Source organism: Aliikangiella aequoris (genome assembly GCF_053709105.1).
Window position 1 is genome coordinate 2074650 of record NZ_CM132298.1, and the last position, 19095, is coordinate 2093744.

A 19095-nucleotide genomic window follows, 5' to 3' on the forward strand; every position below is an offset into this window, starting at 1 on the left:
TGCTTATTATTCTTTATCTTTTGCTTTGCGATATAACGTCGGTGCAAATGCAGCGCTTTATTATTGTTAGTAACTGTTTTATTTTTGTTCGAAGTATATTAACCCAAAACCCAACAAAACGGCTCAACTTATCACATTTTTAGATAAAAAAACGTACTTTTATAGTTTTAGTAAGTAACGTTATAAGGTATAGCCCTCGACCTAGCGGGTAAAAAACAACCAACTCAAACAAGGTGCAATAACCGCTCAGTAGAGGTCTTACCACAATGGCAAGGTCTTTCACTAGCTTTACGTTCACGTAAAGGGTAACTATAATAGCCTTACTATGACTGATTTAGATAAAACATACTCCATAAGTGAGCTCGCTCAAGAGTTCTCAATTACGCCTCGCTCTATTCGACACTACGAAGACGAGAAATTGCTCATTCCAGCGAGAAACGGGTCAACGCGTATCTATCGCCGTGGCGACCGAATTCGCCTTCAGTTAATACTTAGAGGAAAGCGAATTGGCTTTTCTTTATCGGAAATACGCGAAATCATTTCAATGTACGACTCACCCAGTGGTGAACAAAAACAAACTCAATTACTACTGACTAAAATTGCAGAAAGGCGCGACGCGCTGTATCAACAACAACAAGACATTAAGACTATGCTAACTGAGCTAGAACAGCTCGAACACAAAATTAATCAAAACTAGAGGCACTCATGTATTCAGGTTTAAATTTTAATCTTGGCGAAACCGCCGATATGATCCGTGAAACAGTTAGAGCATTTGCTGCAAAAGAAATCGCACCAATTGCAGAACGAGTTGATCAAGAAAACGAATTTCCGAACGAGCTTTGGCCTAAGTTTGGAGAAATGGGTTTACTTGGTATGACCGTTGAAGAAGAGTACGGTGGTTCTGGATTAGGTTATTTAGAGCATGTTGTCGCAATGGAAGAAATCAGCCGAGCATCTGCTAGCATAGGCTTAAGCTATGGGGCTCATTCAAATCTTTGCCTTAACCAATTACGTAAAAATGGCACGGAAGCTCAAAAACAAAAATATTTACCTAAATTATGTTCTGGTGAATATATTGGTGCTCTCGCAATGAGCGAGCCAGGCGCGGGATCTGATGTCGTAAGTTTACGCCTGAAAGCAGAAGACAAAGGCGATCATTATTTATTAAATGGTAATAAAATGTGGATCACTAATGGTCCAGACGCTAATGTACTAATTGTTTACGCTAAAACCGATCCAACAGCCGGTTCTAGAGGTATAACTGCGTTTATCATTGAGAAAGAATTTGCCGGCTTTTCAACAGCACAAAAACTAGACAAACTAGGTATGCGCGGCTCAAATACCTGTGAACTTGTGTTTGAAGATTGTGCGGTTCCAAAAGAAAACATTTTAGGTGAGCTCAACCAAGGTGTTAGTGTGTTAATGAGTGGCCTAGATTATGAAAGAGTCGTTTTATCTGGTGGCCCTACCGGTATTATGCAAGCTTGCATGGATATTGTTTTGCCCTATGTGCATGAACGCAAACAGTTTGGTAAAGCAATTGGCGAGTTTCAATTAATGCAAGGCAAGTTAGCCGACATGTACACAACAATGAATGCTTGCAAGTCTTACGTATACAACGTTGCACAAGCATGCGACCGCGGCGAAACTACACGCAAAGACGCTGCTGGAGTTATTTTATACAGTGCCGAAAAAGCCACACAAATGGCTTTAGAGGCAATACAGTGCCTCGGTGGGAACGGTTATATCAATGAGTTTGCTACTGGCCGTTTATTACGCGACGCCAAACTCTATGAAATTGGCGCAGGTACTTCAGAAGTTCGGCGTATGCTTATTGGCCGAGAGTTATTTAAAGAAACAAGCTAATTCGATTATTATTTAATAAACCTAATACAACAAACACCATAGCTAGTAACAGGATGGTGTTTTTGGTAACAGTCGTATCAGTTAAGGTGCCCCTAGTGAAGCTAAAGTGGCTACCTATCCCGCCAAATCAGTATTTTGGCGTTGAATTAAACAAATTGATTTGAGGAAAAGATAATGTCACAAGATCCTATCGTTATTGTTGGAATGGCTAGAACCCCAATGGGCGGTTTTATGGGCGAACTTTCGCCTTTAAAAACGACTGAGCTTGGCGCTTTTGCTATACAGGCCGCGGTAGAGCGCTCTGGTATTGCTGCAGAAGATGTCGACGAAGTGATTATGGGCTGCGTATTACCTGCAGCGCTTGGCCAAGCACCAGCACGTCAAGCCAGTATTGGCGCAGGCTTAACCTTAGCAACCGGCTGTACCACAATAAATAAAGTTTGTGGCTCTGGTATGAAGTCCGTCATGTTTGCCCATGATATGCTCAGTGCAGGAAATAACTCTGTAATGATTGCTGGCGGAATGGAAAGCATGAGTAACGCGCCACATATGTTACCTAAAGCGCGTCAAGGCTATCGTTTTGGTCACTCACAAGTCTTAGATCACATGGCATTTGACGGACTAGAAGACGCTTACGAAGGCAAAGCAATGGGAGTTTTTGCAGAAGATTGTGCCGACTCTTATAAATTTACTCGTGAACAGCAAGACGAGTTTGCCATTACCTCATTAGCGCGCGCCAAAAAAGCAATAGAAGATGGCTCTTTCGACCAAGAAGTTGTTCCTGTAACGATTAAATCACGTAAAGGTGAAGTAGAAGTTAAGCACGACGAACAACCATTAAAAGCGCGTCCTGATAAAATTCCAAGTTTGCGCCCTGCTTTCAAAAAAGACGGTAGTGTAACTGCAGCCAATGCAAGTTCAATATCAGATGGCGCTGCGGCGGTTGTATTAATGCGTCAATCAGACGCTCAACAACGTGGTTTAAAACCCTTGGCGAAGATTGTTGGACATGCCACTCACGCTCGCAAACCTGCAGAGTTTACCATTGCCCCAGTCAGCGCAATGCAAACCTTGTTAGATAATGTTCAATGGACTGTTGACGATGTTGACCTTTTTGAAATAAATGAAGCCTTTGCCGTTGTCACTATGGCCGCTATAAAAGACCTTAAATTGGACCCTGAAAAAGTTAACGTACACGGTGGCGCATGCGCACTTGGCCACCCTATTGGAACTAGCGGTACACGCATTTTAATTACCTTAATTGCAGCACTTAAAAAATACGGTAAAAGTAAAGGGGTTGCGTCACTTTGTATTGGTGGTGGCGAAGCAACCGCGATGGCTATTGAGCTCGTTTAAACGAAGCGTTAATTAAACCCACGTGGCACTAATAAAGTGCCATAAATGGTTTCAATAACACTTTTTTGTTAACACCACAAATTTTAATGATACCCATAGCTGGGCATCAGTTTAATTGAGAGATTATTCATGCTTCTAACTGAAGAACAAACCATGATTCAAGACGCGGCTCGTCAATATGTCGCAGAAAAAATAACCCCCTATGCTGCGCAATGGGACCGTGACAAAACCTTTCCGGCTGACGCTTTAAAAGGCTTAGGTGAACTAGGATTTTATGGCATGCTAGTGCCTGAAAAGTGGCATGGCTGCGATATCGGATATTTTTCTGCCGCTCTCGTTTTAGAAGAGATAGCCGCCGGCGATGCGGCTTGTTCTACAGTGATTAGCGTCACTAACTCGGTTGGTTGTATGCCAATTTTAAACTTTGGCAATGACGCGCAAAAAGAAGAATTTTTGAAACCTTTAGCTGCCGGTGAAAAGCTCGCTGCTTTCTGCTTAACTGAACCTCACGCAGGCTCAGATGCTTCAGATTTAAAAACCAAAGCAGTTAAAGATGGAGACGAATACGTTTTAAACGGAGTAAAACAGTTTATTACTTCTGGAAAAACAGCTGACATCGCCATTGTATTTGCAGTAACCGACCCAAGTGCCGGTAAAAAAGGTATTTCTGCTTTTATTGTACCAACTAACACGCCCGGTTATCAGGTCAGCAACGTTGAACACAAACTAGGCCAGCACGCTTCAGACACCTGTCAAATTTTGTTTGAGGATTGTCGAATTCCAGCCAGCAACCTATTAGGTAAAGAAGGTGAAGGTTACAAAATTGCGTTGTCTGGCTTAGAAGGCGGCCGTATCGGTATTGCTGCACAAAGTGTTGGTATCGCGAGAGCCGCATTAGAAGCAACAAAGCAATATGCATTAGAAAGAAGTGCATTTGGTAAACCTATTCACTTGCATCAAGCTATTGGATTTAAAATAGCCGATATGGCAACACAGCTAGAAGCGGCTCGCCTTATGGTACACAATGCAGCGCGACTTAAGGATGAAAACAAACCCTGTTTAAAAGAAGCTTCTATGGCCAAATTATTTGCCAGTGAAGTCGCTGAAAAAATTTGCTCTGATGCGATTCAAGTCTTTGGTGGCTATGGCTACTTAAATGACTTTCCAGTAGAAAAATATTATCGCGACGTTAGAATTTGCCAAATTTATGAAGGAACAAGCGAAGTTCAAAAACTTGTTATTTCAAGAGCAGTAATGAATGACTAAATTAACTCATGCTTTAATTTAAACGGATTAAAAAATGCCAGTAATTAAAACCAAGCTCAACCCGCGCAGCCCAGACTTCTTGGCCAATGCCGAGAAAATGCAATCACTTGTCGATGATTTAAAAGATAAGATGTTAGTTATTGCTCAAGGTGGCGGAACTGAACGCCAACAAAAACATCTTAGCCGAGGCAAGTTATTACCGAGAGATAGAGTTAGGCAATTATTAGATGTCGGTTCTCCCTTTCTAGAGTTATCACAGTTTGCTGCTTACGGCATGTATGACGACCAAGTACCTGCGGCCGGAATTATTACTGGTATTGGGCGGGTTAACGGACAAGAATGCGTTATTGTTGCCAACGACGCAACAGTAAAAGGCGGCACTTACTTTCCTGAAACTGTGAAAAAACATTTAAGAGCACAAGAAATTGCCGAGCAAAATCATTTGCCCTGTATTTATTTAGTAGACTCAGGTGGTGCTAACTTACCTCAACAAGATCAAGTTTTTCCTGATCGAGATCACTTTGGCAGAATCTTTTTTAATCAAGCAAATTTATCAGCCAAAGGTATTGCTCAAATTGCTGTTGTAATGGGCAGTTGTACCGCTGGTGGAGCTTATGTTCCAGCAATGGCAGATGAAAGTATTATTGTAAAAGAACAAGGTACTATTTTTCTTGGCGGCCCACCATTAGTTAAAGCGGCCACAGGTGAAGAAGTGACCGCAGAAGATTTAGGTGGCGCCGATGTACACTGTAAAACTTCGGGCGTAACCGACCATTATGCAGTTGATGATAAGCACGCGCTCAGCTTAGCACGCAATTGTGTTTCTCACTTGAACAGACAAAAGCACACCCCCTGGAAAGTAGCAGAGCCGCAAGCGCCAGCCTACCCGTTAGAAGATATTTATGGCGTTATTCCAACCGACTCACGAAAGCCTTTTGATATAAAAGAAATTATTGCGCGCATTGTAGACGCAAGTGCGTTTGATGAGTTTAAACCGCTTTATGGCACAACTTTAGTGTGTGGTTTTGCAAAAATTTGGGGATACCCTGTTGGTATAGTTGCCAATAACGGAATATTGTTTTCTGAATCAGCATTAAAAGGCGCACATTTTATTGAGCTGTGCTGTCAACGTAATATTCCTTTAGTGTTTTTACAAAACATTACTGGCTTTATGGTCGGGCGTAAATACGAAAACAGTGGCATTGCAAAAAATGGCGCAAAAATGGTTACCGCGGTTGCCTGTGCCAAAGTGCCTAAGTTTACTGTTATTGTTGGCGGAAGTTTTGGCGCAGGTAATTATGGAATGTGCGGTCGCGCCTATAGCCCAAGATTTTTGTGGATGTGGCCTAATGCGCGCATTTCAGTTATGGGAGGCGAACAAGCAGCCAATGTGTTAGCGCAAGTTAAGCGTGACAACTATGCACGTAAGGGCGAGTCTTGGAGCGAAGCTGATGAAACTAAGTTTAAAGCGCCCATTGAGGCCATGTATGAAGAGCAAGGCCACCCCTACTACGCTAGCGCGAGACTCTGGGATGATGGTGTTATCGACCCAGCCGACACTCGCAAAGTTTTAGGGTTAGGACTTTCTGCCAGTTTAAACGCCCCAACCGAAGAAACAAAGTTTGGTGTATTTAGAATGTAGTTTAAAGAATATTGTGAATTTTATAATAAAGGCTAAACAATGAGTGAAGCAATTTTAAAAGTTGATATACAAGACAATGGCGTTGCCACAATACGCATGAACCGCCCGCAAATTCATAATGCGTTTGACGACAAAATGATTCGTCAATTGACCCAAGAAATTAATAAAATTGATCAAGATGATAATGTAAAAATTCTAGTTTTAGCGGCCAACGGTAAAAGCTTTTCTGCCGGTGCAGATCTCAACTGGATGAAACGAATGGCCACTTATAGCTGGGAAGAAAACTACCAAGACTCTCTACAACTTGCTGGTTTAATGCAAGCGCTAGACAGTTGCTCGAAAACAACAGTAGCAATAGTCCAAGGTGCAGCGTTTGGTGGTGGTGTTGGCTTAGTCGCCTGTTGCGACATTGTTATTGCAAGTAACAAAGCACAGTTTTGCCTATCAGAAGTTAAACTCGGTTTAATCCCTGCTGTAATTAGCCCTTATGTTGTTAGAGCACTGGGCGAGCGAAACGCTAAGCGCTATTTTATTTCTGCAGAAAGGTTTAATGCACAACAAGCACAAATGATGAGTTTAGTGCATATTGTTGTAGACCACGAAGCGTTAGAAACTAGCGCTAGTGACTATATTAATAGCCTTTTAAGCAATAGCCCTCAAGCTATGCATCAAGCAAATAAACTGGTCGATTACGTTTATAACCAATCGATAAACGAAGAATTAATTAGAGAAACTGCGCAGCGAATCGCAGATATTCGTGCCTCTGTAGAAGGTAAAGAAGGAGTCGCTGCATTCCTAGAAAAGCGCTCGCCAAGCTGGCTTAATCAAGACATACAAGAATAAACATTGCAGGACAAATTAATGCGACAAATTGGAATTAGTAAGTTATTAATCGCCAACCGTGGTGAGATTGCGTGCAGAATTATTAAAACCGCGCAAGCAATGGGAATTGAGTGTGTAGCAGTTTATTCTGATGCAGACAAAAACGCTCAACATGTTAAGCTCGCTAATGAAGCTTATTACGTGGGCGGCTCAGCGGCAAAAGACAGCTATTTAAAAACTGACAAAATTATCGAAGTCGCTAAACAAGCAAACGCTGATGCGGTCCACCCAGGCTACGGTTTTCTTTCTGAAAACGCGAGCTTTGCAAAGCAATGTGCAGCTAATAATATTGTCTTTGTGGGTCCACCTGTTGAAGCTATTGTTGCTATGGGCTCTAAAAGCACCGCAAAATCCATTATGCAAAAAGCCGGTGTTCCATTAGTTGAGGGCTATCATGGCGAAGACCAAAGCGAAGCTACCTTACAAGCAGAAGCTGATAAAATAGGCTATCCATTGCTAATAAAAGCCACCGCCGGAGGTGGAGGTAAAGGCATGCGTGTGGTTGAAAAAAGCAAAGACTTTATCGAAGCGCTTAACTCATGTAAACGCGAATCTATATCTTCTTTTGGTGACGACAGAGTATTAATTGAAAAGTATTTAACCAAACCCCGTCACGTTGAAATTCAAGTATTTGCAGACTCTCACAATAACGCTGTGCATCTATTTGAGCGTGACTGTAGCGTACAGCGTCGCCACCAAAAAGTTATTGAAGAGGCGCCAGCTCCAGGTTTAAGTGAAGTTAACCGACAAAAAATGGGCGCAGTAGCAATAAAAGCAGCGCAAGCCATAGGTTACCAAGGCGCTGGTACGGTCGAGTTTTTATACGACGAAGATGGATCATTTTACTTTATGGAAATGAACACGCGACTTCAAGTTGAGCACCCTGTCACTGAAATGATTACTGGACTCGATTTGGTCGAGTGGCAAATAATGGTTGCTAACGGATTAGCACTGCCGAAACAGCAGAGTCAAATTAGCATGACGGGACACGCCTTTGAAGCGCGAATTTATGCTGAAGATCCTAGCAACGATTTTTTACCAGCAACCGGGCAAATTCATCATTTAGGTTTACCTAAAATTAATCAAAACGTGCGCGTAGATTCAGGCATAATTTCTGGTGACTCGGTATCGGTATATTACGACCCAATGATAGCAAAATTAATTGTCTGGGATCACAATAGAGACGCCGCCCTCGCCCGTTTAAGAGGTGCGTTAAAGAATTTCCATGTAGCGGGCGTTACCACTAATATCGAGTTTTTGCATCAACTAGCCAGCAATGACGCTTTTATCAATGCTGATCTTGATACCCATTTTCTAGAGAAACACGATGAAGAGTTGCTTGTTTATAACGACCAAATAGACCATTCATTGTTAGCCGCTGCAGCATTAAAAGTATTACTTAATCAAATGCAATTAAATCAATATGGTTGTATAGATAGTCGCTCACCTTGGAACGATAATTCAGGCTGGAGACTTAATGAAGACAACCATCATGCGATGGAGCTAATTTACGCAGGCCAAACCTATCCAATCATTGCACACTTTAGAGAGCATGGATTTATATTTGAAATAGAAAACAATGAATACAGGGTATCAGGAAACTTAAGTTTTGACGAACAAGCACAAGCAAAACTCCATCTAAATATTAATGGCCACCAACACGTACTCAATATTGCCGAAAACGCGAACCGAATGGTCATCTTTAAAAATGCGAAAAACTGGGAGATTGAAATAGTCGATCATAGCCAAGTTGAACTCGGTCAAGACTCGCAAGCCAATTTAACCGCCCCTATGCCGGGTACTATAATAGACGTATTAGTTTCCGCAGGTGACTCAGTTGAGCAAGGCCAAGCTCTTATCGTAATGGAAGCAATGAAAATGGAACATACCATCAAAGCTCACCAAGATGCGGTGGTAGCCGATGTATTTTATAAAGTTGGCGACTTAGTAGAAGACGGTGCCGAACTTATCACTTTTGAGGAAGAGTAAGTGCTACCAGATTCAGTAAAAATAATTGAAGTTGGCGTGCGCGACGGGCTTCAAAACGAAGCGACGCCAGTACCTACCGAAGTAAAATTGGAACTTATTAGGCGGCTCGCTAAAAGCGGCTTAAGCGTCATTGAAGCAACTAGCTTTGTTTCGCCCAAATGGGTTCCGCAAATGTCAGATCATTTAGAAATAGCTAAACAACTGGATTTTTCTGGTTCAGTTAATTACCCAGTACTCACTCCAAACCTAAAAGGCTTTGAAAATGCGCTAAGCTGTGGCGTGAAAGAAGTCGCGGTATTTGCGGCAGCCTCAGAGAGCTTTTCTAAAAAAAATATTAATTGCTCTATTAAGCAAAGTATTGAGCGATTCGAACCAATATTTGAAGCCGCCGCAAAACATCAGGTAAAAGTAAGAGGCTACGTTTCGTGTGTTATGGGTTGTCCCTATGAAGGCGACATAGCAGCCGAAAAAGTCGCCGAAGTTGCTCGACTATTGTACCAAAGTGGTAGTTACGAAATTTCTCTAGGTGATACAATTGGCACTGGTACTGCAGGAAAAACAAAAACATTAATTGAAACCATCGAAAAATTGATTCCTTTAAAACAAATTGCCGTACATTTTCACGATACTTACGGTCAAGCTTTAGCTAATATATATGCCGCGCTTGAAATGGGAATAATGAATATTGATTCATCAGTCGCGGGACTCGGTGGTTGTCCATATGCAAAAGGCGCAAGTGGAAACGTTGCAACTGAAGATGTTGTGTATTTACTCAATGGATTAGGTATTAAGCATCATGTTGATTTAGAGCAACTCGTTGCTGCAGGTGATTATATTAGCCGCTATTTAAAGCGCGAAAACAACTCTAAAGTAGCGAAAGCGTTACTAGCAAAAAGATAAATAATTAAACGACACGCTCCAATAAAAATATTGGCGACTAAAAAATTTAATAGGAGTAGATTTATGGCCGGCTTTAACAAAGTCGTATCGAGCTACAGCGAGGCGATGCACGGATTAACTGACGGTATGACCGTCATTGCAGGCGGATTTGGTTTGTGCGGGATCCCGGAAGGGTTAATTGCAGAAATTAAAAAAATGGGAACTAAAGATTTGACCTTTGTCTCAAATAACTGCGGCGTTGATGATTTTGGCTTAGGCTTATTATTACAAGACAAGCAAATAAAGAAAATGATTTCTTCTTATGTTGGTGAAAACGCCGAGTTTGAACGTCAGTTTTTGTCAGGAGAGCTAGAGGTAGAGTTAACTCCTCAAGGTACATTAGCTGAAAAAATGCGCGCAGGTGGTGCTGGTATTCCTGCTTTTTATACTGCAACAGGTTACGGCACACCGGTAGCTGAAGGAAAAGAAACACGCCAATACAATGGCAAAAACTATATTTTGGAAGAGTCTATCACTGGAGACTTCGCCATTATTAGAGCATGGAAAGCCGATAAAACCGGTAATCTAGTCTATCGTGATACAGCCATGAACTTCAATCCAATGGCTGCAACAGCCGGAAAAATTACGGTGGTTGAAGTTGAAGAAATTGTCGAAGTTGGTGAGTTAAAACCAACCCAAATTCACACCCCAGGTATTTATGTCGATCGCGTAATTCAAGCAAGCTTTGAAAAACGAATAGAACGTTTAACATTGGCTGAAAGCAATTAAGGGAGCAAGAAAATGGCATTAAACAGAGAACAAATTGCTAAGCGAGTGGCGCAAGAACTTGAAGACGGGTTTTATGTAAATTTAGGAATTGGAATCCCTACTTTAGTCGCGAATTATGTACCTAAAAACATTGAAGTAATGCTGCAGTCAGAAAATGGCTTACTTGGTATGGGACCTTACCCTACTAAAGAACAAGTTGACCCTGATATGATCAACGCAGGCAAAGAAACTGTGACGGCAATTGCCGGCGCTTCTATTTTTTCATCGGCAGAAAGTTTTGCAATGATTAGAGGTGGCCATGTCGATCTCACCGTACTTGGCGCGTTCGAAGTTGATCAAAACGGTAATATCGCATCATACATGATTCCCGGTAAACTTGTGAAAGGTATGGGCGGCGCGATGGATTTAGTTGCAGGTGCACAAAATATAGTGGTTACAATGACCCACGCAGACAAGCATGGTAATTCTAAATTACTAGAAAGTTGCACTCTACCTCTAACGGGTGTCGATTGTATTAAAAAAGTTGTAACCGACTTAGCGGTATTAGAAATAAAAAATGGTGCATTTTATTTAATAGAAAGAGCTCCGGGTGTCAGCGTAGACGAGATAAAACAAAAAACAGCCGGAAAACTTATTATCGAAGGAGAAATTCCTGAGATGCAGTTCAACTGATATTTGTTTTAATTCTAAATCACACTCAAAAGAGATACCTATTTAGTGTATCTCTTTTTTGTTAGTGCTATGCTTTAATTATGCTAGCGTATTTAGATATCGACACCCCTTTTCCTACAGTGCACCAGGCTTTGGCTGAACCCAATGGTCTGTTAGCTGCTGGCGGTGATTTATCAACGTCACGCCTGCTCACGGCCTACAGCCTAGGAATATTTCCCTGGTATTCTCATGAAGAGCCAATTTTGTGGTGGTCTCCTGATCCACGCACGGTGTTTTTTATCGAGCAATTTAAGCTTCGCAAAGAAGTTAAACGCCTGTTGCAGTGCCCGTCAATTACAATTACTTTAAACGCAGCTTTCGCTCAAGTCTTAGAAGCCTGCGCCAAACCAAGAGATGATATTAATGGGACTTGGATTACTCTAGAGATGAAACAAGCCTATTTAGCATTGCATGAAATTAAGCGCGCGCATTCCGTAGAAGTTTGGCAAAACAATCAGTTAGTAGGCGGAATTTACGGGGTAAATGTTGGAGGCACTTTTTGTGGTGAATCAATGTTTAGTAGCATCCCCAATGGCTCTAAAACGGCGTTAACAGCGCTAATAAACTACTTAAAACCTTTCGGCTTTAAAATCATCGATTGCCAAGTAGAAAACCCGCATTTAATGAGCTTGGGCGCTAAAAATATCTCACGAGAAAACTACCTTAGTTACCTCGAATCAACAGTGCAACCGAGCTTACCCGGCGATCTTTGGTCCCCTGCTCAACTGGTAACGCAAAACATTCAACAGCACAATGTCACTTTTACCAATCGCGATTTAGCGACAACTAATTTTCAGATCGGTTGTTAACATGGCGAGTCAATTTAAACCTACTCAATTAAGTTTTTATCTTACTCCCGCTCATGACTGCCCGTATTTGCCTCAACAACTATCTAAAACCATGTTTCTTTCACCGGAAGTGCCAAATGACACTTTGCTTTATACCGCGCTGATTAACAAAGGCTTTAGACGCAGTGGTGAGCATATTTATAGGCCCCATTGTGACACTTGCCAAGCTTGTATTTCGGTCAGAGTTCCTAGCTTTCAATTTAAGCCCAACAAGCAACAGCGCCGCTGCTTAAAAGGCGCTTCAAAATTTCGAGTTTCACATGAGCCCGCTCACTTTAACCAAACTCACTATCAACTATTTGAAAACTACATCAACGCACGTCATAAAGACGGCGATATGTACCCTGCTTCGGCTAAACAATATCAAGAATTTCTTCTAACTGACTGGCTCGATTGCCGTTACCTCAACTTTTATGACATTCAATCGCAACAATTAGTCGCTTGTTGTGTCTATGACCAAGTTGACGATGGGTTATCTGCTGTGTATACCTTTTTTGACCCAGCCTATGCAAAATTTAGCTTAGGTCGACTAGCAATACTTAAACTTATTGAACTTTGCAAACAACAATTATCTGACTATGTTTACCTGGGCTATTGGATAAAAAACAGCCAAAAAATGGCTTATAAAGGGGAATATCGCCCACTAGAATGTTTTGTGAATGAACAATGGGTCATTTTATCTTAGCAAACCGTAAAAGCCTTTGATTATTAGCTAGATTTCAGGCATTATTACGCGCGTTTTAAACTCAACTAAAATTTGTGAGAGTATGGCAAAAGAAGATTGCATTGAATTAGAAGGTACTGTTCTAGAAACATTACCAAACACTATGTTTCGCGTAGAATTAGAAAATGGGCACATTGTTACTGCACATATTTCTGGCAAAATGCGTAAAAACTACATTCGTATTTTAACCGGTGACAAAGTAACGGTCGAAATGACGCCTTATGACCTTTCAAAAGGCAGAATTACTTTTAGAGCTAGATAACCTATAAGCTGTTGTTTCCCTAAAAGTAACAGATTCTGGAATTTATACCCAAGAGTTGAAAATTAATCGGTTACCTACCAATCGGTTAACTACTAGGCCGGTAAAAATATCCCACAAAAAAACAGGTCTAAACCTGTTTTTTTGTGCCTATCAAATTATTGTTTAACTGCTAATTCCTTTTTCTTACCTATCTCGAAAGTAAGCTTCTGCTGCGACGCACTGTAGCCCACGACAACTTGACCGCCATTTGCGAGCTTGCCAAATAATAGCTCTTCAGCTAGCTCTTTCTTTATTTTATCGCGCATTACCCGTGCCATAGGTCTTGCACCCATGGTTTTGTCGAAGCCTTGCTCTGCTAACCAATTACGCGCTTCTTGAGTAACTTCAAGCGAAACACCTTTATTGTCTAGCTGGCTTTGTAGTTCAACGATAAACTTATCGACCACGGAGCAAATTACCTGCATATCAAGCGACTTAAACCACACTGTAGCGTCTAAACGGTTTCTAAACTCTGGGGTAAATACACGGTTAATAACTTCTAAGTTGTCCGACTCTTTAGACTGCTGTTGAAAGCCAATGCTTGGTTTTTCTAACTCTGCCGCCCCGGCATTAGTAGTCATAACCAAAATAACATTTCTAAAGTCGGCTTTGCGTCCGTTATTATCTGTCAAAGTACCATGATCCATAACTTGCAGCAGCAAGTTATAAACGTCGGTGTGAGCCTTTTCAATTTCGTCGAGCAAAATAACTGAATAAGGGTGTTTAGTGACCGCTTCAGTTAATAATCCACCCTGGTCATAACCGACATAACCAGGAGGCGCGCCAATTAAACGAGATACTGTATGTGCTTCCATATACTCTGACATATCAAATCGAATAAACTCAATCCCCATAATCTTAGCGAGCTGCTTAGTTACTTCAGTTTTACCCACTCCGGTTGGTCCAGCTAATAAGAAACTACCAATAGGCTTATCTTCCACTCCTAAACCAGAACGAGACAACTTAATTGCCGTAGTTAAAGTCTCAATTGCTTCATCTTGCCCGAATACCACCATCTTTAAGTTTCGCTCAAGGTTCTTCAACGATTTTTTATCAGAACTAGAAACAGTTTTAGCCGGAATTTTAGCCATTTTGGCAATAATGTTTTCAATATCTTGAACCGATATTGATTGCGAGCGGTCTTCTTTATCTTGTAGCTGACGATTAGCTCCCGCCTCATCTATTACATCAATTGCCTTATCCGGTAACTGTCTATCGTTAATATATCTCGCCGACAGTTCAACCGCAGAATGTAATGCTGCGTCAGAGTACTTAACTTCATGATGGTCTTCATAGCGGCTTCGTAGCCCTTTAAGAATATCAACAGTATCTGGAATACTCGGCTCATCGATGTCGACCTTTTGAAAACGTCGCGCCAAGGCCCGATCTTTTTCAAAGATTCCGCGATACTCTTGAAAAGTCGTTGAGCCCATACACTTTAACTGTCCGTTAGCTAGCATCGGTTTTATTAAATTCGACGCATCCATCACTCCACCTGACGCTGAACCAGCGCCAATGATAGTGTGTATTTCATCTATAAATAATACCGCATGATCTTCGGCTTTTAGCTCAGCTAAAACAGCCTTTAAACGCTTTTCAAAATCACCACGATACTTTGTACCGGCTAACAATGCGCCCAAATCTAATGAATAAATATGGCAATCACTAATAACCTCTGGTACTTCTTTATCAACGATACGTTTGGCTAAACCTTCTGCAATGGCCGTTTTTCCGACCCCTGCTTCACCAACAAATAAGGGGTTATTTTTGCGCCGCCTGGAAAGTATTTGAATCGTTCTTTCTATCTCTAAACTACGTCCTATCAAAGGATCAATTTTTCCTTCTAAAGCCTCTTGATTTAAATTAACCGTATAAGACTCCAACGCTGTAGGCTGTTTATTGGTCTCTTCTTTATCGGGCGACTCAAACTCCAGCCCGTCGGTTTCGGCTTCTTCACCAGGAATTTTAGAAATCCCGTGAGAAATATAATTGACAATATCTAAGCGACTAATATCTTGCTGTTGTAACAAATATACAGCCTGACTTTCCTGTTCACTGAAAATAGCCACCAATATATTGGCACCCGTGACTTCTTTCTTACCGGAAGACTGAACATGAAAAACAGCTCGTTGCAGCACGCGCTGAAACCCCAACGTAGGTTGTGTCTCAACATCCCCAGCTTCTGCTGGCAAAATATGACTGGTTTCATCAATGAAGCTTAGCAACTGGCTATGCAGCTTTTCTACATCAGCACCACAAGCTCTCAATACACCAGCGGAGTTAGCATTATCTAATAAGGCGAGTAATAAGTGCTCCACCGTCATATATTCATGTCGCTTTTCCCGAGCATCGGTAAAAGCTAAGTTTAAGGTTAATTCTAAGTCTTTACTTAACATCGCTTACACACCTTAGTAGTAGTACTCGAACTCAACAGACAAACTATTGAACTCTTTAAAAATTCCGTCTTGAGACTTAGTAACTAAGTCGGGTTAATCTTCTTCCATGGTACACATCAGTGGATGATCATGAGATCGCGAATAATCATTCACCAATGCGACTTTCGTTTCAGCAATTTCTGCTGTATAGACACCAGCAATTCCATACCCCTCATAGTGAATCTGCAACATGACTTTTGTCGCTTGCTCTGAAGTCTTATAGAAAAAGCGCTTCAAAACTTGAACCACAAAATCCATTGGCGTGTAATCATCATTTAATAAGACCACCCGATACATTTTTGGTTTCTTAGTTTCAGGTTTACTCTCTGCGACTGCGACGCCATGCTCATCCTGGGGATTATTTTCGTTGCTCATATCTTATATTCTAGTCAATCAGTTAAAATTTGCAGCTTCAAATGGAAGCTTTTTATCAATAACTTATTTTATGCGACTTTAATGGGGTAAAACCAGCCGTTTTTCAATAGCTTGCTTTTTTATTTTACTATCGGGTTCACAGCAACAAAATTTAGACTTGACTTTTAATCTGTTTTATGCGATTCATAGCTTGTTAATATGCCTAAAAAGTAGGCTATGACGTAAGTTATAGATTGAAATAGCTAGATGTATCACAATTTTAGTTGGCTTAGCATGGTAGTATCGCTGCGTTAATTCAATGAATTATGTGACAAAGGATAAACGAGGAGTAGAACATGGCGACAGGCACAGTAAAGTGGTTTAACAACGCAAAAGGTTATGGCTTCATTAGACCAGACAATGGTGGTGATGATATTTTTGCACACTATTCCACAATCGAAATGGATGGCTACAAAAGCCTAAAAGCAGGCCAAGAGGTAACTTTTGGAACTTGCGAAGGCCCTAAAGGACTGCACGCCCTGGATATTAGCCCAAAAGCTGGTGAGCTAAAAGCTTCCGAAAAAGAAGACTAGTTAATCTAAACCCAATTTTAATATTGGGTTTAATGACACCACACGCAATCTCAATCTGCAATTTTGTGCCAGATTTTTTATGCGCCAAAGAAAAATAAAAAATTAAAATAAACTCCAAATGCTTTAGCCTAGTAAGTTCTAACACCACAAAAACACGTCAATTACTTTGATAAAAAAAAACACGAGCCGAAGCTCGTGTTTTTGCATTTAAAGTATCGGCAAACTAAAGCTTGGCGAGTATTTCATTTAAACTTTGGCTAGGACGCATAGCAGCGGATGCTTGGCTTTCATCAGGATAATAATAACCGTTAATATCCATCGCTTGTCCTTGCACAGCATTTAACTCATCTACGATAACCTGCTCCTTTTCCGATAATTGCTGTGCTATGTCTTTAAACTTAGCACTAATTTCTGAATCTGAAGTTTGGCTAGCCAGTTCTTGAGCCCAATACATCGCAAGATAAAAGTGACTCCCACGATTATCTAATTCGCCAACTTTTCTAGACGGCGATTTGTTATTGTCTAAGAAAGTTCCGGTTGCAGCATCTAACGCGTCAGCTAAAACCTGAGCTTTTGAGTTGTCATTTACGTTGCTTAAATGCTCTAGCGAAGCGGCTAAAGCTAGAAACTCTCCTAACGAGTCCCAGCGCAAATGGTTTTCTTTTTCAAACTGCTGGACATGTTTAGGTGCCGAACCACCAGCGCCTGTTTCAAACAAACCACCACCGTTCATTAATGGCACAATAGATAACATCTTAGCACTCGTTCCTAACTCTAATATTGGGAACAAATCGGTAAGATAATCACGAAGCACATTGCCGGTAACCGATATGGTGTCTTTACCTGCTTTTACTCTATCTAAAGTGTGTAAGGTTGCTTCTAGTGGCGACATAATTTTTATGTCTAAGCCTTCAGTGTCGTGTTCCGTTAAGTAAGCTTCTACTTTACTGATAAGCTGGGCGTCATGTGCTCGCTTAGCATCTAGCCAAAAAACTGCAGGAGTATCACTTAGTCGCGCTCGGTTAACTGCTAACTTAACCCAATCTTTTATGGGAGCGTCTTTTACTTGGCACATTCTCCAAATATCGCCTTTAGCAACTTCATGTTCTAAAATAACCTCACCTTGCGAGTTAGTGACTCTAACAGAACCACTTTCTGCTATCTCAAAAGTTTTGTCGTGCGAGCCGTACTCTTCAGCTTTTTGTGCCATTAAACCAACATTGGGCACACTCCCCATTGTTGCAGGGTCGAAAGCACCGTTTTGCTTACAAAAATCGATTGTCGCTTGATATACACTGGCATAACAGCGATCAGGAATAATTGCTTTTGTATCTTGCAGCTCGCCTTTAGAATTCCACATTTGGCCTGAACTACGGATCATTGCAGGCATAGAGGCGTCTACAATAACATCTGAAGGAACATGTAAATTGGTTATGCCTTTATCTGAGTCAACCATTGCGATGTCAGGTCTTGATTCGTATAAAGCATTAATATCAGCTAAAATTTCAGCTTGTTTGGCTTCTGGCAAAGTTTGAATTTTGTTTAGTAAGTCGCCAAAACCATTATTTAAATCAACGCCTAATTCCTCGACTACATCAGCATGCTTTTGTAAAACATCGGCATAAAAAACCGACACAACATGACCGAAAATAATCGGGTCAGACACCTTCATCATAGTCGCTTTCAAATGCAACGAAAATAAAATATTACGTTGCTTAGCGTCTTCAATTTGCGCTTTAATAAAAGCACGCAACTTCTCGGTACTAAGTACCGCTGCGTCAATAATCTCGCCTTCTAGAACAGATAAACCCTCTTTTAATATTGAAGATATACCGTCTTTATTTTGCAATGAAATAGTTAAAGTGTCTGCGCTTGGCATGGTTAATGATTTTTCAGAACCAAAAAAGTCAGAATCGCTCATACTTGCTACGTGCGAGTCACTATCTGCAGACCAAGCGCCCATACTATGCGGGTTTTTCTTGGCATAGTTTTTAACCGAAGCTGGGGCGCGTCGATCAGAATTTCCTTCTCGTAATACGGGGTTTACCGCACTTCCTTTAACTTTGTCGTAAGTATTTTTAATTTGCGCTTCTTCATCATTGCTTGGCTCTTCTGGATAATCAGGTAAATTAAAGCCTTTTGTCTGAAGCTCTTTGATAGTCGCTTTTAATTGAGGAATTGACGCACTAATATTGGGGAGTTTTATAATATTAGCCTCAGGTGTTTTAGCTAAATCGCCTAACTCTGATAAAGCATCTGCCACACGTTGCTCGGCAGTGAGATGCTCGGGAAACACTGCAAGTATTCTAGCCGCTAAAGAAATGTCTCTTGTTTCAACTTCAATACCAGCTGCTTTAGTGAAGCTTTCAATAATTGGCAATAAGGAATATGTCGCTAAAGCTGGTGCTTCGTCAGTTTTAGTGTAAATAATCTTTGATGTCGTCATTTGGTGTCCTAGTT

17 protein-coding genes are annotated in these 19095 nt (G+C 41.1%); 14 read left to right on the forward strand and 3 right to left on the reverse strand.

The features are described from left to right. The first annotated feature begins 325 nt into the window (after positions 1-325). From ACUR5C_RS08930 to infA, 13 genes are all read left to right on the forward strand, one after another. On the forward strand, positions 326-697 hold the full coding sequence (locus ACUR5C_RS08930) for a MerR family transcriptional regulator (protein ID WP_454464769.1): 372 nt from the start codon (positions 326-328) through the stop codon (positions 695-697). 8 nt (positions 698-705) lie between these two features. After that, on the forward strand, positions 706-1866 hold the full coding sequence (locus ACUR5C_RS08935; RefSeq protein ID WP_454464770.1) for an isovaleryl-CoA dehydrogenase: 1161 nt from the start codon (positions 706-708) through the stop codon (positions 1864-1866). Between the two features lie 174 nt (positions 1867-2040). Beyond that, a complete protein-coding gene (locus ACUR5C_RS08940) occupies positions 2041-3222 on the forward strand; it encodes an acetyl-CoA C-acyltransferase (RefSeq protein ID WP_454464771.1) in 1182 nt (393 codons plus the stop codon). A 129-nt stretch (positions 3223-3351) separates the two neighbouring features. Further along, complete coding sequence (locus ACUR5C_RS08945; protein ID WP_454464772.1) at positions 3352-4488, forward strand: acyl-CoA dehydrogenase family protein; 1137 nt, start codon at positions 3352-3354, stop codon at positions 4486-4488. Positions 4489-4522: 34 nt separating this feature from the next. Beyond that, on the forward strand, positions 4523-6130 hold the full coding sequence (locus ACUR5C_RS08950; RefSeq protein WP_454464773.1) for a carboxyl transferase domain-containing protein: 1608 nt from the start codon (positions 4523-4525) through the stop codon (positions 6128-6130). A gap of 39 nt (positions 6131-6169) precedes the next feature. Then, the gene (locus ACUR5C_RS08955) at positions 6170-6973 is read left to right on the forward strand and encodes an enoyl-CoA hydratase/isomerase family protein (protein ID WP_454464774.1); all 804 of its coding nucleotides are present in this window, start codon (positions 6170-6172) and stop codon (positions 6971-6973) included. Between the two features lie 18 nt (positions 6974-6991). Then, a complete protein-coding gene (locus ACUR5C_RS08960; RefSeq protein ID WP_454464775.1) occupies positions 6992-9001 on the forward strand; it encodes an acetyl/propionyl/methylcrotonyl-CoA carboxylase subunit alpha in 2010 nt (669 codons plus the stop codon). Then, on the forward strand, positions 9002-9901 hold the full coding sequence (locus ACUR5C_RS08965; RefSeq protein ID WP_454464776.1) for a hydroxymethylglutaryl-CoA lyase: 900 nt from the start codon (positions 9002-9004) through the stop codon (positions 9899-9901). It abuts the gene before it with no gap. A gap of 63 nt (positions 9902-9964) precedes the next feature. Further along, complete coding sequence (locus ACUR5C_RS08970; RefSeq protein WP_454464777.1) at positions 9965-10669, forward strand: CoA transferase subunit A; 705 nt, start codon at positions 9965-9967, stop codon at positions 10667-10669. A 12-nt stretch (positions 10670-10681) separates the two neighbouring features. Further along, positions 10682-11341, forward strand: coding sequence for a CoA transferase subunit B (locus ACUR5C_RS08975; protein WP_454464778.1), 660 nt, complete (start codon positions 10682-10684; stop codon positions 11339-11341). An 80-nt stretch (positions 11342-11421) separates the two neighbouring features. Next, positions 11422-12189 (forward strand): leucyl/phenylalanyl-tRNA--protein transferase, encoded by a 768-nt coding sequence (gene aat, locus ACUR5C_RS08980; RefSeq protein WP_454464779.1) that lies wholly within the window; start codon positions 11422-11424, stop codon positions 12187-12189. A gap of 1 nt (position 12190) precedes the next feature. Continuing rightward, complete coding sequence (locus tag ACUR5C_RS08985) at positions 12191-12913, forward strand: arginyltransferase (RefSeq protein ID WP_454464780.1); 723 nt, start codon at positions 12191-12193, stop codon at positions 12911-12913. A gap of 82 nt (positions 12914-12995) precedes the next feature. Then, a complete protein-coding gene (infA, locus tag ACUR5C_RS08990) occupies positions 12996-13214 on the forward strand; it encodes a translation initiation factor IF-1 (RefSeq protein ID WP_454464781.1) in 219 nt (72 codons plus the stop codon). Between the two features lie 155 nt (positions 13215-13369). Here infA and clpA read toward each other — a convergent pair whose 3' ends face one another. Beyond that, positions 13370-15649: an ATP-dependent Clp protease ATP-binding subunit ClpA gene (clpA, locus tag ACUR5C_RS08995; protein ID WP_454464782.1), complete on the reverse strand. Its 2280-nt coding sequence runs from the start codon at positions 15647-15649 to the stop codon at positions 13370-13372. A gap of 93 nt (positions 15650-15742) precedes the next feature. Continuing rightward, positions 15743-16063 (reverse strand): ATP-dependent Clp protease adapter ClpS, encoded by a 321-nt coding sequence (gene clpS, locus ACUR5C_RS09000; protein ID WP_454464783.1) that lies wholly within the window; start codon positions 16061-16063, stop codon positions 15743-15745. Between the two features lie 335 nt (positions 16064-16398). Here clpS and cspD point away from each other — a divergent pair, with 335 nt between their 5' ends. Beyond that, the gene (cspD, locus tag ACUR5C_RS09005; protein ID WP_454464784.1) at positions 16399-16635 is read left to right on the forward strand and encodes a cold shock domain-containing protein CspD; all 237 of its coding nucleotides are present in this window, start codon (positions 16399-16401) and stop codon (positions 16633-16635) included. Between the two features lie 223 nt (positions 16636-16858). Here the strand turns inward: cspD and ACUR5C_RS09010 are convergent, their stop codons facing one another. Beyond that, positions 16859-19081 (reverse strand): NADP-dependent isocitrate dehydrogenase, encoded by a 2223-nt coding sequence (locus ACUR5C_RS09010; RefSeq protein ID WP_454464785.1) that lies wholly within the window; start codon positions 19079-19081, stop codon positions 16859-16861. Positions 19082-19095: the final 14 nt, after the last annotated feature.